The organism is Blautia sp. ZXY-1-B12, assembly GCF_056339915.1.
The window spans coordinates 1-15,388 of the sequence record NZ_JBWJVP010000036.1 but is presented as its reverse complement, the minus strand read 5'-3'; the positions used below and the strand labels follow the sequence as shown (position 1 = coordinate 15,388).

The window sequence follows — 15,388 nt, the reverse complement described above, 5'->3', positions numbered from 1 at the left end:
GCATGATCCTGAATCTGGGCGGCAGCAGTGTTATGAGCTATGGAAGCAAACCCGACGGCTCTGCCTGGCAGGTAGCTGTCACTGATCCGCGGGATACAGAAGGTGATTACCTGGGAGTAGTTACTCTGAATGGTACTGAATTTTTATCTACTTCCGGAGATTACGAAAAATACTTTATAGAAGATGGTGTTCGATATCATCATATACTGGATCCTGCTACAGGATATCCTGCAAGAAGCGGTCTCACATCTGTGACGGTTGTGTGTGATGACGGCCTGAACGCAGACGGACTTTCCACTGCATGCTTTGTACTGGGAAAAGAAAAGGCAGAAGAACTTTTGAAGAAATACAATGCAGACGGACTGTTCGTAGATGATTCTGATCATGTCTGGATGACGGAAGGCATGAAAGAAAGATTTCAATTACTGAAAGATACTTATTCCATCGGTGAATAGGTTTATCTTATATAAAGATTTCTGAACTGTCAAAAATTTCAGTTTTCCGGACAGTTTGGAAATATATTTATTGTTACTGTTCACTCCGTTCACAGTAACATAGCCAAAATTCATTCCAGATTGCCTGCGGCAATGGAATTTTGGCTTGTATGTCTCGGGATTTTGGCATATTCATGCCAAAACACCTCGCGGGATAGTGGTGTGTGAACAGTAACTATTTATTAACTCATATTCAGGAGGATTTAAAGGTATGCGCAAAGGAAATTTAATCAAAATGGCAGCTCCTGCAATTTTAAGTGCAGCAATGATGGTTTCAGGATTACCGGTTATGGCTGCGGATTTTACATCTGATACTGCTGTGGAGACTGAGGCACAGACAGATGAGTTTGATGCAGCAGATGACACCGCTGATGCTTTTGCAGGCGATGAGGAAACAACTTTTGTTGACGATCAGGCAACAGCAGAAGATGAATTCGCTGCAACAGCAGAAACAGGCTACAAATATGTCTATGCAGGTCTGACATGGGCACAGTACTGGGCATCTGAGGGAGTTTATAATGCTGCAAACACAGCTTCCAATGGAACAAAAGACAGCCATGATGAACTTGACAAAGGCGGTTTCGACACAGTAACCAGAGCTACTGTAAACCATGGCCTGCACAGAGGAAGCTACCAGTGTGAAGCAATCATGTATGACAAAAACGGCGGTTCTTATGAGATTTCCTACTGGACCTCAGCTAATGATGCAGTTCTTACAGACGGAACAACTGTAAAGCTGAATCAGCCTGAAAGAGGACAGATTACAAAAGCTGATGGAAGTGTTGTAGAATTCGACCATTATAACGTAGTAGGCCTGAAATATGTACCTGTCGCAGTAAAAGCAGAAGATTATGAAGCCTTCAAATCCCAGTTCAAGGTTGTGGAAGACGGAAGCACAGTTGCCGGAGGATTTGGAGAAAACAATTTGCAGTCCTATAGTGCAGTTGCGGATGTTACCGCTGAAACAAACGGCTTAAAAGAAGCTGTAAAAGGTTCCGATGGAACATTCACATTCAAGGCAAGAACAAACGGTACAGGTTCCGGACTTAAAGATCAGGCACTCCAGACAGCATCCAATGTTACCGCAACAGTAAAAGAAGCAAGTGGAAGTTACGGCGAATTCTTAAGAGTAGATATTACAGGTGACGGATATGGTGCTCTTGGTGCTAAAATGTATGCTGTAAAATGGGATTACTACGGAAATGGTGCTAAAGTTCTGGCATCTTACGGAACAAAATTTGCAGCAGATAACTGGATGCACAAGGCAATGGGAATCCAGCTTGGTCTGACAGATTCCTACCGCTGCCAGCTTCCAAAAGGAACAGATGGAACCGGCAAATGGAAAATCACCGTATATGCAATGGGATATGCAGATACTGTATTTGAAGTTAATGCAACAGATACAAACATCGTAAAACCGGAAGCAGGAGAAGCAGATACAACAGCATTAAAAGCAGCAGTAGAAAAAGCAGAAGCCTTAAAAGAAGCAGATTACACAGCAGATTCCTGGAAGGCAATGCAGTTAGAGCTTCAGGAAGCAAAGGATCTTCTTGCAAAAGAAAAGCCAACTCAGGCAGAGGTTGATGAAGCTACAACTCATCTGAACGCAGCAGTAGAGGCTCTTGTTAAAGCAGATACGAAGGTAACAGTAACTCTCAACAAGAAAACAGCCACTGTTTACAAAGGAAAAACAACTACACTGAAGGCAACTGTAACAGGAGCAGATGCACCAAAAGTTACATTTACTTCCAGCAACCCAAAAGTTGCAGCCGTAAACAAAACAACCGGTAAAGTTACTGCAAAAGCAAAAGGTAGTGCAGTCATCACAGCTAAATGCGGAGATGTAAAGCGCAACCTGCAAAGTAACAGTTAAAAATCCAACTCTTACACTGAACAAAACATCTGCATCTGTAAAAGTCGGCAAAACAACTAAGATCACAGCAAAAGCAGCTCCGTCAGGAAAAGTTACATACAAATCCGGCAACAAGAAAATTGCTACAGTATCATCCAATGGTACAATTAAAGGTATTAAAAAAGGTACTGCCAAGATCACAGTAACATGCAATGGCGTAACCAAAACAGTTAAAGTAACTGTAAAATAATCTGAGCTGAGAAAAGAAATCCTGTATCCCACAGAAAGGGCAGGATTTCTTTTCAACTGTAAAACTTTATACAGTTATTACAGTAATCACCTGAATATAATTTCCTGGAATCATTGAAGAAGGAGAAATTTATGGACAAAAATAATGAGCAGAAAAATAATAAGACTCCGGAAATGAAACCCAAACAGGACAGTTTCCGTCCATGGTTAAAGCTTATTCCTGCGGCAGCAGTTTTTGCAGCAGTCTGTGTAACCTGTTATCAGGCAGATAAAAGTCCTGTGGAGACTACATCAGTTTCCAATAATAATGTTATGTCTACTGATGAGATTAAAGAATTGATTTCACAAGGAACTGGCAGGTAAGGATTTTGATTCAGAAGACTCTTCTGAAACCAATGGAACCTCAATTTCAAAAACATCAAAAAAGACAAAAAAAACAAGTAAGATTAAAACAGGAACAAAGAAAAATTCATCTACAGGTTCCTCTGCAAATGGAGGTACAGCAGGGGGTGGTGCAGGAAGCACAGTCACACCAACTACAGAAGTTCCTGCCGGTGGATATGCAGACGGTACCTATAGCACAGCTCCGGAACTGGTTTCGGAGGAACGATCACTGTTCAGGTAACTGTCACTGACAATAAAATTGCAGCTATCAATATTGTAGATGCATCAAATGAAACAGCCTCCTATTTTGCAAATGCACAGGGTGTGATCAGCAAAATTCTTGCAAGCCAGTCTCCGAACGTAGATGCAGTCAGTGGTGCCACTTATTCTTCAAACGGAATTATTACTGCGGTTCAGAATGCATTGTCACAGGCAATTCCATCAGGAAATCAGGCAGTTGTTACGCCAACTCCCACTCCATCACCGAAACCGACAAAGAAACCTTCTCCAATACCGAAGCCGGGAGACGAACAGATTTACAAAGACGGAACCTATACAGGAACCGGTAAAGGATACAGTGGGACAATTACGTTGACAGCTAAGATTAAAAAAGGTATGATCAAGTCTCTGGAAGCAGAGCATACAGATACCCCTGTGTTCTTTAAGAAAGCATGGGATATCCTGGAAAATGAGATCATTCAGAATCAGTCTGTCGATGGCATTGATACTGTCAGTGGTGCAACCTACTCTTCAAAGGGTATCATAAACGCAATGAAAGATATTCTGAAACAGGCTGAAAAAGACACCACAAAAGTGACACCAACTCCAACACCAGAAGTAACAGTTACGCCAACTCCTGAGGCAACCCCAACCCCGACACCGGAAGAAACTCCGACTCCAGAAGTTACTCCAACACCAGAGGAAACACCAGCTCCCACACCAACACCGGAAGAGACTCCGGAGCCTACGCCGGAACCTACAGGACCATATATTGACGGAACTTATACAGGCTCAAGCTACGGATACAGTGGAAGAGTAAATGTGACCGTAACGATTCAGGGTGGTCAGATTGCATTTATTGAACAGAGTAACAGTGATTCACCTGAGTACTTTGATTATGCATGGGAAACTATTTATCCTCAGATTATGGGAAATCAGTCAGCAGACGGAATTGATGCTGCAAGCGGTGCCACTTATTCCTCAGAGGGAATCCTTGGAGCAATTCAGAAAGCTCTTGCCCAGGCATTGGCATAAAATTATTGTAAGAAAAAAATCATATGCTCTGGCTATTTCTAACTTATAACGTAAAAATGGAGGACAACAATATGATTAAAACAACTGTAAAAGTAGACGGTATGATGTGCGGAATGTGCGAATCTCACGTAAACGATGCAGTGAGAAAAGTCTTTCAGGTAGATAAAGTTACTTCTTCCCACAGCAAAGGGGAAACTGTGATCATTTCAGAGAAACCTGTAGACGAAGCAAAGCTAAAAACAGCCATCAGCGCAACAGGATATGAAGTAAAAGGTATCAGTTCACAACCTTATGAAAAAAAGAAAGGTTTGTTTTCATTTTTTCATAAATAATGAACATGTTCAGTAAATATCATTAAATCATAAACCTATTAAAAAACCAGGCAGAAACTTTGCAGATTATACTGCAGTTTTTGCCTGGCTTTCTCTGTGCCAACAAGTTGATTTCTCGACAAATCTCGAATAATGGCGTTAAAAAGTCTGAAAAATTCCCAAAAATCAGTTGCTTAATTTGTACAAAACATGGTAGACTATTTGTAGTTAAGAAGTGACAGAAATTTACAATTACTTAACCGAATCAGGTGAGACAAATGACTCTATCTGCCTGATTAATCAGGAGATGAAAGAATGAAAAGAAAAATAGAACTTGTCTGCTGGATTTTATTTACCTTATGTTCCGGTATTTGCTTCTTTATCAATTTTATGAGCAAACCTCCTGTAGACGATACACATAAATTTACCTTATATATGATCGGTGCTGCAACAGTATCTTTACTTTATCCGGGAACTATGTTTATCCTTGGACTGAGAAACAGTTATCTGTATGATAAATTAAACAAATTTGCTAAAGAAAAGGGCGAGACGGAAACTGCCAAATCTGCACACACTTTCAGGTCATCCGCATCAGGATATACAGTTCCTGATATGGACATCCTTGTCAGTGCTCTGACCTCTGATCAGAAACTTACAGAGGAAGAGAAAGAATATTTATTAGAATACATTAAGAAGAAATGATGTGATGTTTAAATGGAACTGTTAGTCTGTATGTCCATTGCAGGAAGCATTCCTGTAATGATCTGTTTATTTTTATATCTAATTCAACGTGGAAATTATAACTACATTCTCGGAAGAAGATTACTGCTGACAGGTGTTTTCTTTTATCTGGTGCCTGTGCAGTTGGTGAAGTATTTACTTCCAAAAGATGCACTTCCGGAAACAATGTTAATTGGCAGAAAAGCTGATTCTTATTTATCAGGCACCTTGTCTTTCTGGAGTGAAAAGCAGGGTGATTACATATGGATACCTCAATGGTTTAATATATTTGCCAGGATCTGGCTAGCAGGAATTATTATCTTCGCAATCTATGAGATTATTAAATACTGGAGAGGAGCACATTCTATCCGGAACTATATCTTTGAAAAGATTGAAGATCCTGAAGATAATCTTACTTATTACCTGATTCCGGATGAGATTTGTGGTCCATGTACCATCGGATTTTTCCGTCAGAAAATCGTGTTTCCAGAGAGCTTTCCTCTGCATCCTGATTTTATTATGGTATACAAACATGAACATACACATTTGAAGAATCATGACAATTTAGTAAAACTTTTATGCCTTTTCGTTCTGTGTCTGCACTGGATGAATCCCGTGGCATATCTTTTACTTTTCCTTTACATAGATACAGCAGAAATAGTCAGTGACAGTGTAGCAGTTGATGGCTGCACAAAAGAAAAACGTCAGGATCTATGCGAAATTGCTGGTATTAGAAGCCTCAATTTCTGATATTCGTCCAGCCGTGTGGAAAAATAATCTTTCCGGACATAAAAACAATAAAGAAGGAAATGATTTTAAAACATTAAAAAGGAGGATCAGACTACATGATGAAGGAAAAGAGAAAAGGAATGTTACAGAGAGGAATTATGGTGGCAGTGTCGGCGTTGACAGTTGTGGCAAGTGCTGGGACGGTGATGGCATATCAGCCAACGCAATCATCTGATGAAAGTTTTGAAGAATTCATTTCTGATGGTTCAATATATGATTTTGGATTTGAAGATATGGACGATATTGCAACTGCAGCCATTGATTTTTCTCAAGGTGATAGTATATTTGTTGATTCAGACGGAAATCAGATAGTATACCAAGAAGAATCTTCAGATACTTATGCTTTATGTACGCATAGTATGGTTCCGGCAACTTTTTATACCCATTCAAAAAATTCTTCTGGTGGATGCACTGTTAAAATATATAAATGTCAAAGATGTGAAAAATGTGGATATAGTGCTAATGCCCAGTATGATCATACTATTACATATGCAAAATGCCCTCATTAATTAAATATTTATTTGTATAATGTGCAAAAATCTTCAAATATTTAAGAACTATTTTAGATATTTGAAGATTTTTATTTAATTAATTTGTTATCTACAAGCAAAATATATTAAACATAAATATAATCTTGATGTATTTCTGAAATACTTTCTCAATATCCTTCCAATTTCCCTCTTGCATTTTTACAAAAGTTAGAATATACTAACCAATAGAGTTAGATATAGCAAACTCTCGCGTGAATTAAATCATTTGAACTCCATCCGAAGACCTGCTGAATTCTTCGGAACATTGGATTACATCTGTACTTGCTGAAATCGCGGCTATGCTGAAAGCCGTACCTCAGATATGATCCACTTGGTACATCCCAGCTACGGTGTACCAGGAGTCCAAATGCAAAACCAGAAAGGGGATTTATCATGTACTTAGAAATTGAGAAAGTAATTGGAAGAGAAATTCTGGATTCCAGAGGAAATCCGACAGTAGAAGCAGAAGTATATCTGATGGATGGCACTGTAGCAAGAGGAACAGCTCCAAGTGGTGCATCTACAGGAGAATTCGAAGCTCTGGAATTAAGAGATGGAGATAAAGCTCGTTACCTTGGAAAAGGTGTACAGAAAGCAGTAGAGAATATCAACACAACAATCAACGAAGCAATCGAAGGTCTCGATGCAAGCGACATCTATGTAGTAGACGCAGCAATGATCGCAGCAGACGGAACAAAAGATAAATCTAAACTTGGAGCAAATGCAATCCTTGCAGTATCTATCGCATGCTGCAGAGCAGCTGCAACCTCTCTTGAGATTCCGCTGTATCGTTTCCTTGGCGGAGTATCCGGAAACCGTCTTCCAGTTCCAATGATGAACATCGTAAACGGTGGATGCCACGCATTATCATCCGGTCTGGATGTACAGGAATTCATGATCATGCCAGTTGGGGCACCTTCTTTTAAAGAGTGCTTAAGATGGTGTGCAGAAGTATTCCATGCACTTGCTTCTATCCTGAAAGAACGCGGACTTGCTACATCAGTAGGTGATGAGGGTGGTTTCGCACCTGCACTGAAATCCGATGAAGAAGCAATCGAGACAATCCTTGAAGCAGTTAAGAAAGCCGGATATGAACCAGGCAAAGACTTCAGGATTGCCATGGATGCTGCTTCCTCTGAATGGAAGAGTGAAAAAGGCAAAGGATATTACAAACTTCCAAAAGCCGGCACAGAGTATACATCCGAAGAGCTCATTGAGCACTGGGCTAAATTATGCGAAAAATATCCGATCATCTCTATCGAAGACGGGCTGGATGAAGAAGACTGGGAAGGATGGCAGAAACTTACAGCTAGACTTGGCGACAAAGTGCAGCTTGTCGGTGATGACCTGTTTGTTACAAATACAGAAAGACTTGCAAAGGGTATCAGCCTTGGCGCAGGTAATGCAATCCTGATTAAATTAAACCAGATCGGTTCTGTATCCGAAACACTGGAAGCAATCAAGATGGCTCACAAAGCAGGCTACACAGCAATCTCTTCCCACCGTTCCGGTGAGACAGCAGATACAACAATCGCTGACCTTGCAGTAGCACTGAATACATGCCAGATTAAGACCGGAGCTCCAAGCAGATCCGAACGTGTTGCAAAATACAACCAGCTTCTCCGTATCGAAGAAGAACTCGGCGCAAGCGCAGTATATCCGGGAATGAAAGCCTTTAATGTAAAACAGGACTAAACAGAACTATAGCAATCCTCGTGAATAATTCATACCATAAATAAAATCAACCTGTAAAATGCAAAATGCATTTCTCATCTTAATCGTTTAGTGAGAAATGCATTTTTGTATATGAGACTTTATTATATTCACTCATCTGTATCAATACTGTCTGTTTCTTTCGAACTCTTCAGATATCCCCTTACAGCAGGCTCAATCGTCTGTTCCATAAGCCGGTGCAGCAGTTCTGTCGTAATATTATGATCTCCCAGAAGCGAATTATACAGGAAGTTTCCTGACAGTTCTTCAGTAATAGAACTCAGTCCTGACAGAATCATTTTTTTACCGGGTGTTTCGTTCCATCTGATTTCAATTCCATTATCTTCATGAAAGAAAATGTGCACTTTTCGTTTCACACATTCTTCTATAAAAGTAATTTCCAGCTTTAATACAGGGATATCGTTTTCATCCCTTGCAAATTCTCCCAGTGTAGCTACAAGGTAATGTTCTCCATGAAGATCAACACAGCCATCCGCAGCCCTTCCAAATCCAACAGGAAGCTTATGGATCACCTCACCTTCGGTAAAAGAAACGTAAAAGTTTCCTGCATCATAAGTAAAAGAAATTTCAGAAATACCATCTGTCATATTATTGTGGAATACCTGCACAAACAACGGCGCAATTCCAATATTCTGCTGTTCCATAACATAAGTTCTGCCGCTTACAGCCCGCATAAAACTGTGATGATCAGATGGGCGATCAACGGCTGCTGAAATACGGTAGCTGTACTTTTTATCTGAATGCTTCCTTCTGGAAACTACATTTCTTTTCCATCTCCCGCGCAGAGAAGTACTTCTGTTATTATTTTCTCCATTTTCCAGTTCTCCGCACAACCGTTTCAGAAGACTATAGGAGAGCGGATTCTCAGGTAGAACATCGGCGGGATGATAATTAACAGGGAAATATTTCCGAATGATATTCAGCATGATACAGTCCTGAAACATTTCTTTATTTCCGGCATTTGTGACAAGAACCATATCCATATCCGGATAAATAATAACATTCTGTCCCAACATTCCGTTATATTCAAAGCTTCCCGGGCGCTGTTCCATCCATAGCTGATATCCATATCCATAGGTGCCATTCTGAGTTTTCAGATGTCGTGCCGTAGATATTTCTATCCAATATTCAGACACCAGCTGCTGACCATTCCATTTTCCCCTCTGAAGATACAACTGGCCAAGTTTTGCCATGTCTTCTGCACAGAGAAACAGTCCCCAGCCGCCTTTTGTAATTCCTTTCGGACAGGTTTCCCAGTAATATTTCGTGATACCAAGAGGACCAAACAGTCTCGGAGTCAGATATTCGGTCAGGGTTTCTCCTGTACGTTTCGTCACGATTGCAGAAAGAACATAAGTATTCAGACTGTTATATTGAAACTCTGTTCCGGGTTTTCCATTGACAGATGCATTCAGAAAACTTCCAAGCCAGTCATTTCCGGACACGATACCTGATTCATTAAAAGTTACGCCGCTTGTCATGGTCAGCAGATGCTCTACTGTGATCACAGGGCGGAAAATCTTTGAAAAGGCATTTATATGATCCGGAAAAATGTCATAAATATTTTCATCGAGTTTTAATTTTTCCTCTTCGATCAACATGCCGATTGCCATACCTGTGATGCTCTTGCACATGGAATGTGTAATATGCCACATTCCTTTAGGGTATGGTGCAAAATTACATTCACAGATTACCTTGCCATGACGCAGTGCCATAAAATGATGCATTTCCGTATCTTTGGAAGCATCCAGTTCCCGAAGAAGGGCAGCAAACAGATCAGAGGAGATTCCCTGACTCTCCGGTGTGGCACGTACAAATGCCTGTTCATAAACTGCATCAAACGGAAAATCCGGTTTCTGTGGGAAATAATCTACCCGTGTACCGCCTGTCTTTCCAAGGATCATATTTAAAACCAGTTCTGCAACCGCAATCTGTTCTTTTGCCATAGAGAATACCTCCTTTTTCGGATTTATTTTGATTATACAGACCTCATACAACAAATGCAAATTATATTTTTACGAGAAAGGATATTACGTTACTGTTCACACACCACTATCCCGCGAGGTGTTTTGGCATGAATATGCCAAAATCCCGAGACATACAAGCCAAAATTCCATTGCCGCAGGCAATCTGGAATGAATTTTGGCTACGTTACTGTGAACGGAGTGAACAGTAACGATATTACCAGTGGACAGTAGCGCAGGATTCTCTTTCTGCGGGAAGCTCACTTTAGTGACATAATAAAACGGCTGCGGAATGAACCGCAGCCAGTAATAAGTTTCATCTGTTTACCTTTCGTCAAAAGCAACAAAATCTGTATGATGTCCTACATATTTGTAAGCAGGACGAATGATCTTATTTGCATTAATCAGTTCTTCCAGACGGTGAGCACTCCAGCCCGGCATACGTGCAATAGCAAAGATCGGAGTAAATAACTCTTCCGGAATACCAAGCATGCTGTATACAAATCCACTGTAGAAGTCCACATTTGCGCAGACATTCTTAAACAGTTTTCTATGTTCCATAATCAGTTTGCCGGCAATATTTTCTACTCTGTTATAAAGCTCGAATTCCTCTGTCATTCCCTTTTCCTCAGCAAGTGCCTGGGCAAAGCGTTTCAGGATCACTTCTCGAGGATCGGAAAGTGTATAGACTGCATGCCCCATACCATAGATTAGCCCTGCATGGTCAAATGCTTCTTTATTCAGAACCTTCTTGAGGTAAGTTATGATTTCATCTTCGTTATCCCAGTGATCTTGATCTACATGAGACTTCAGATCAGCAAACATATTCTGAACTTTCAGGTTTGCTCCACCATGACGAGGTCCCTTCAGAGATCCGATGGATGCAGCAGTAGAAGAGTAGGTATCTGTCCCTGAAGAAGTTACCACATGAGTGGTGAAAGTGGAGTTATTACCGCCACCATGCTCAGCATGCAGGATCAGTGCAATATCCAGAACTTTTGCTTCCAGTTCTGTGTATTTTCCATCCGGGCGAAGCATAAGAAGAATGTTCTCGGCAAGAGAAAGCCCCTTCTGCGGATTACGGATAAATAAGGTATCATCCTTTCTGAAATGGCGATATGCATGGTAAGAATATACGGCAATTTCAGGAAGCTTTGCAATCAGTTCCAGAGACTGACGAAGTACATTTTCAGGAGAAATATCTTCCGGATTGTCATCATATGTATAGAGAGCCAGAACACAACGCTGCATGGCATTCATAATATTGGCATTGGTTCCCTTCATAACAACATCGCGGACAAAACGACCGCCAAGCTCCTCCATATCAGACATCATATCCAGAAATCTGGAAAGTTCTTCCTTATCAGGGAGCTTACCGAAGATCAGAAGATAAATTGTTTCTTCAAATCCAAAACGTCTTCCGTTCAGACCACTGATGATATCCTGTACATTGATTCCCTGATAGTATAAACGTCCATCAGCCGGAATCTGTCTGCCGTTGATCAGATTATAACCATTAACATCAGAAATCTCTGTAAGACCTGTCAGGACACCTTTACCTGCGGAGTCACGAAGACCTCTTTTTACATTATATTCTACATACAGATTTGGATCGATATGATGATTCTTGAGCAGTTCCTGTTCAAAGAATCTTATTTTGTCACGAAGCTGTCCGGAATCTTCCAGACTCATCATTTCATGTTTTTCCATAATATCATTCCTCATTTCCCCGTTATTTATCTACAGCAATATTCGCAAATTCACTTATAGCAATACTCGTAAATAATGCATATTATAGTGAATTTTATTAAAAAACACTGATACAGTGAATTGCAGATGCATCCTTGCGATCAGTGTTTTACTATGGCGAACATTTGTATTTGTACCTATTTAAACATTGTACAGTAAAGTGATGGGAAAGGCAAGACAAAGATTGTATTTTTTTTCATACATTCATATTAAAGTGATAACGCTTTAAAATTATACAGAAGGAAAATTATGAAAAATATAACACAAAATCATGGAACGTGTTATAATAGCCAACAGAAAGCATGATAAAGGGGAAGTGAGAAAAGAAATGTCAGAAAGAAAAATGAAACGAGTTGAGGACTCCTTAACAGAGCAGTCTCATTTATTAATGCCAAAGTGTCTGAATGCCGCAGGTTATCTGTTTGGCGGACAGCTGCTTGCATGGATTGATGAAACAGCAGGTATTGTTGCCAAGCGTCATGCGGAAATGAATGTGGTAACTGTTGCAGTAGACAATATGTATTTCAAAGCCGGAGCCAGAGTGAACGATACCATCGTTCTCATCGGACGGCTTACACATGTGGGACGTTCTTCCATGGAAGTACGTATTGATACTTACTGTGAAGCTCTTGATGGAACCAGAACCATGATCAACCGCGCATATTTTATTATGGTTGGAACAGATGAACATCAGCATCCTGTGGAAGTACCGGGACTTATCATTGAGGGAGTTACTCAGCAGATAGAGAATGAAGCTGCACAGAAACGTGCAAAACTCTGGAAAATCCGCAGACAGGAAGGATTTTAACAAAACAGCCGCAAATGCGGCTGTTTTTGTTTATCAGTAACATTTACTGCAAGGTCCGTATCCCATAGCTTCGGCTTCTGATCTGGATACCTGTCTGGCTGTATCCGGGTTCATTCTTCCACAGTTGGGAATGCTGTGATATTTTTCGCCGGTTGCAGGGATCCATACCATTGTTCCTAGATCTGCATTGTTGGATTCTTCCTGTTCAGGTACCGGATCAGAAGTGGTAGTTTCTTCTTGCCAGGAGTTTCCACCAGTGCCACCTGCAGAAGCATTTACAGAGGAGTCTCCGGAAGAATAATCATTGCATGGCTCCTGTGACCAGGAAATATTTGTTCCATCGGAGACTGCAATGATCGTACCCTGTTTATCTGTTCGGAATACAGGGATTCCCATATCTGATAAACGTCCCATTGTATCTGCTGACGGATGATTATACTGATTATTGATTCCGCAGCTTATGACTGCGTAAGATGGAGAAGTTGCCTCAAGGAAATCCCAGGTAGTTGAACTTGCAGACCCATGATGACCAACAGAAAGAACATCGCAGTCAAGGTTCATACCCGTACTGATCATATCCTGTTCACTGGTTTCCTCTGCATCTCCGGTAAAAATAAAGCTATTTGAACCATTTTCAAGTTTGATTACAAGAGAGTTATCATTACTGTTCTGGCTGATACCATTCGGTGCAAGAACAGTGAAACTTCCGGTGCCAAAATCAAATGTTTCACCTACAGAAGGATACTGTACGATAATTGCATTTGCAGTGGCAGTATTCATAAAATTATTGAATAAATTTGAAGTATGTACATAGTCTGGTCCGAATATATTACTTACAGAGAAATTGTCTATACATGGAACAAGACCGCCGATATGATCTTCATCATAGTGAGAAGCGATCATATAGTCAATGTTTTCCACATTCTGTTCCTGTAAGTAGGAGATGATCAGATCAGCATGGCTCTGATCCCCGCCATCGTACAAAAGATTTTGTCCTCCGGACTGTACTAAGATGGCATTTCCCTGTCCAACGTCAATAAAATGAACTGCCATCTCACTGTTGCCTTCAGCTTTTACCGTCAGTGCTGATTGCGGAACTAAGGTAAACAGCAGAAGGAACAGAGATAGAATTAGTGATAGTAATCTGTTTTGTTTCTTCATAAAAAGCCTCCTGAATGTTAATAACAGTTTGATTATACCATTTATTGAGAAACAAAAACATAATTATAGTAATTTCGTAAAATAATACAAATAATCCAGTTTATCTTGGAGCGGGTTTGAAAAATGCTTTAGCGTGAAGTCCTGCGTCAGATTGATTAATACTCTATCTGCTGAACTTCCTCTCCATTGTCTTCCCATGTATCAGAGTTATCCAGAGAACCATCTGTGCTGTCACCGGAACCGTCATCGCTGGGATAATCAATCTGATCGGAAGAATCATCCCCTGTATCGTCAGACGATGTCTGATCACTGCTTCCATCATCAGAAGATCCATCTCCTGTATCTGTATTATCATTCTCCTGCCCTGTATCATCCAGAGAACCGTCTTGCGTCGTATCAGTATTGTAAGAAGAGTCATCGTAAGAAGTATCATTATAACTGTTGTCATAATCAGAATCATAGTTACTTTCCTGAGTATAAATGGTAAATCCATCCTCCTCAGCCTGAGCTTCTGCCTGTGCCTGAGCCTCAGCAGCAGTTTCCGGAGCTTCCGTAAAGTTTGTAACAGCTTTTGACACTGTATTACCGGTAGGTGCCACAGCAGAAACCGCAAACATCGCGCCACAAAGCAGGATTGCAGTTCCGGCAATCTGAATTTCATCTATATGTCTCATGGTTTATATTCTCCTTGCTTATCTATGTTTGTTTCTTTCTATTTCTATGCATATCCAGATTATTTACAGCAATATTATATACCTTAAGTAGATTTTTTTGTAGAGTAAATTTTAAGTTACTGTTCATACATCACTATCCTGAGATATACAAGCCAAAATTGAAAAAAAACTGGATTCTGTCTGAAAAATCTGTTATTATAAGAATCGTATGAATATAATTTCAACTATAATACAGTTTATCTAATTATTTTCTTTCCTGTATGATATCAGGGTAAAAAAATCCCCATAAAATTGAAATTATAAATTTAAAAACAGAGGTGTCATTTATGAGCTGGTATAATGAGGCAATTTTCTATCACATCTATCCACTGGGTTTAACCGGTGCGCCGAAGCACAATGACTACAGTGCTCCTGTTTCCCGTCTGAACACATTACTTCCATGGATCGACCACATCAGAGAAATCGGATGTACAGCATTATACATCGGACCTTTATTCGAGAGTGTAGGACATGGCTATGAAACCACAGATTACAAAAAGCTAGATTCCCGTCTCGGAACCAACGAAGACCTTAAAAACTTCGTGGCAGCCTGTCATGAAAAAGAGATCAAAGTTATTTTCGATGGTGTATTCAATCACACAGGCCGTGATTTCTTTGCATTTAAAGATATTCAGCAAAACCGCGAACATTCCAGATATCTCAACTGGTACTGCAA

Annotated in this window: 16 protein-coding genes and 1 pseudogene; 13 read left to right on the top strand and 4 right to left on the bottom strand. The window is 40.3% G+C overall.

What is annotated here, in order from left to right; all coding sequences use genetic code 11:
* From AC075L_RS03115 to eno, 11 genes and pseudogenes are all read left to right on the top strand, one after another.
* Positions 1 to 455, top strand: a 455-nt coding sequence (locus tag AC075L_RS03115) for an FAD:protein FMN transferase (RefSeq protein WP_476387115.1), incomplete at its 5' end; no start/stop codon positions are given.
* 250 nt (positions 456 to 705) lie between these two features.
* A complete protein-coding gene (locus tag AC075L_RS03110) occupies positions 706 to 2,367 on the top strand; it encodes a penicillin-binding Tp47 domain C-containing protein (RefSeq protein WP_476387114.1) in 1,662 nt (553 codons plus the stop codon).
* A gap of 16 nt (positions 2,368 to 2,383) precedes the next feature.
* Entirely contained in the window at positions 2,384 to 2,596 is a 213-nt protein-coding gene (locus tag AC075L_RS03105) for an Ig-like domain-containing protein (RefSeq protein ID WP_476387117.1), read from the top strand.
* Positions 2,597 to 2,727: 131 nt separating this feature from the next.
* Positions 2,728 to 2,958, top strand: a complete 231-nt coding sequence (locus tag AC075L_RS03100) for a hypothetical protein (protein ID WP_476387113.1) — start codon at positions 2,728 to 2,730, stop codon at positions 2,956 to 2,958.
* Positions 2,959 to 3,201: 243 nt separating this feature from the next.
* Positions 3,202 to 3,756 (top strand): annotated as a pseudogene (locus AC075L_RS03095) (FMN-binding protein); the annotation flags it as partial.
* Positions 3,751 to 4,233 (top strand): FMN-binding protein, encoded by a 483-nt coding sequence (locus tag AC075L_RS03090; protein ID WP_476387116.1) that lies wholly within the window; start codon positions 3,751 to 3,753, stop codon positions 4,231 to 4,233. The pseudogene AC075L_RS03095 and the gene AC075L_RS03090, both read left to right, overlap by 6 nt.
* A gap of 71 nt (positions 4,234 to 4,304) precedes the next feature.
* Positions 4,305 to 4,565: a heavy-metal-associated domain-containing protein gene (locus tag AC075L_RS03085; protein ID WP_022380708.1), complete on the top strand. Its 261-nt coding sequence runs from the start codon at positions 4,305 to 4,307 to the stop codon at positions 4,563 to 4,565.
* Positions 4,566 to 4,859: 294 nt separating this feature from the next.
* Positions 4,860 to 5,246: a hypothetical protein gene (locus AC075L_RS03080; RefSeq protein WP_173697922.1), complete on the top strand. Its 387-nt coding sequence runs from the start codon at positions 4,860 to 4,862 to the stop codon at positions 5,244 to 5,246.
* A 12-nt stretch (positions 5,247 to 5,258) separates the two neighbouring features.
* Complete coding sequence (locus AC075L_RS03075) at positions 5,259 to 6,014, top strand: M56 family metallopeptidase (RefSeq protein WP_476387112.1); 756 nt, start codon at positions 5,259 to 5,261, stop codon at positions 6,012 to 6,014.
* 95 nt (positions 6,015 to 6,109) lie between these two features.
* Positions 6,110 to 6,562 (top strand): hypothetical protein, encoded by a 453-nt coding sequence (locus tag AC075L_RS03070; protein WP_476387111.1) that lies wholly within the window; start codon positions 6,110 to 6,112, stop codon positions 6,560 to 6,562.
* Between the two features lie 411 nt (positions 6,563 to 6,973).
* Positions 6,974 to 8,278, top strand: a complete 1,305-nt coding sequence (eno, locus tag AC075L_RS03065) for a phosphopyruvate hydratase (RefSeq protein ID WP_420314490.1) — start codon at positions 6,974 to 6,976, stop codon at positions 8,276 to 8,278.
* Positions 8,279 to 8,406: 128 nt separating this feature from the next.
* Here the strand turns inward: eno and AC075L_RS03060 are convergent, their stop codons facing one another.
* On the bottom strand, positions 8,407 to 10,263 hold the full coding sequence (locus AC075L_RS03060) for a serine hydrolase domain-containing protein (RefSeq protein ID WP_196049233.1): 1,857 nt from the start codon (positions 10,261 to 10,263) through the stop codon (positions 8,407 to 8,409).
* Between the two features lie 342 nt (positions 10,264 to 10,605).
* Entirely contained in the window at positions 10,606 to 11,991 is a 1,386-nt protein-coding gene (locus tag AC075L_RS03055) for a citrate/2-methylcitrate synthase (RefSeq protein ID WP_020993894.1), read from the bottom strand.
* Positions 11,992 to 12,358: 367 nt separating this feature from the next.
* Here AC075L_RS03055 and AC075L_RS03050 point away from each other — a divergent pair, with 367 nt between their 5' ends.
* On the top strand, positions 12,359 to 12,838 hold the full coding sequence (locus tag AC075L_RS03050) for an acyl-CoA thioesterase (protein ID WP_008703099.1): 480 nt from the start codon (positions 12,359 to 12,361) through the stop codon (positions 12,836 to 12,838).
* 33 nt (positions 12,839 to 12,871) lie between these two features.
* On the opposite strand, the gene AC075L_RS03045 is transcribed toward AC075L_RS03050, so the two are convergent.
* Positions 12,872 to 13,999 carry a ComEC/Rec2 family competence protein gene (locus AC075L_RS03045; RefSeq protein ID WP_055059760.1) on the bottom strand — a complete coding sequence of 376 codons (1,128 nt, stop codon included), beginning with the start codon at positions 13,997 to 13,999 and terminating at the stop codon, positions 12,872 to 12,874.
* Positions 14,000 to 14,154: 155 nt separating this feature from the next.
* On the bottom strand, positions 14,155 to 14,673 hold the full coding sequence (locus tag AC075L_RS03040; protein ID WP_196049234.1) for a hypothetical protein: 519 nt from the start codon (positions 14,671 to 14,673) through the stop codon (positions 14,155 to 14,157).
* Between the two features lie 326 nt (positions 14,674 to 14,999).
* On the opposite strand from AC075L_RS03040, the gene AC075L_RS03035 reads away from it, so the two are divergent.
* A partial coding sequence (locus AC075L_RS03035; protein ID WP_476387110.1) for an alpha-amylase family glycosyl hydrolase occupies positions 15,000 to 15,388 on the top strand: 389 nt, incomplete at its 3' end.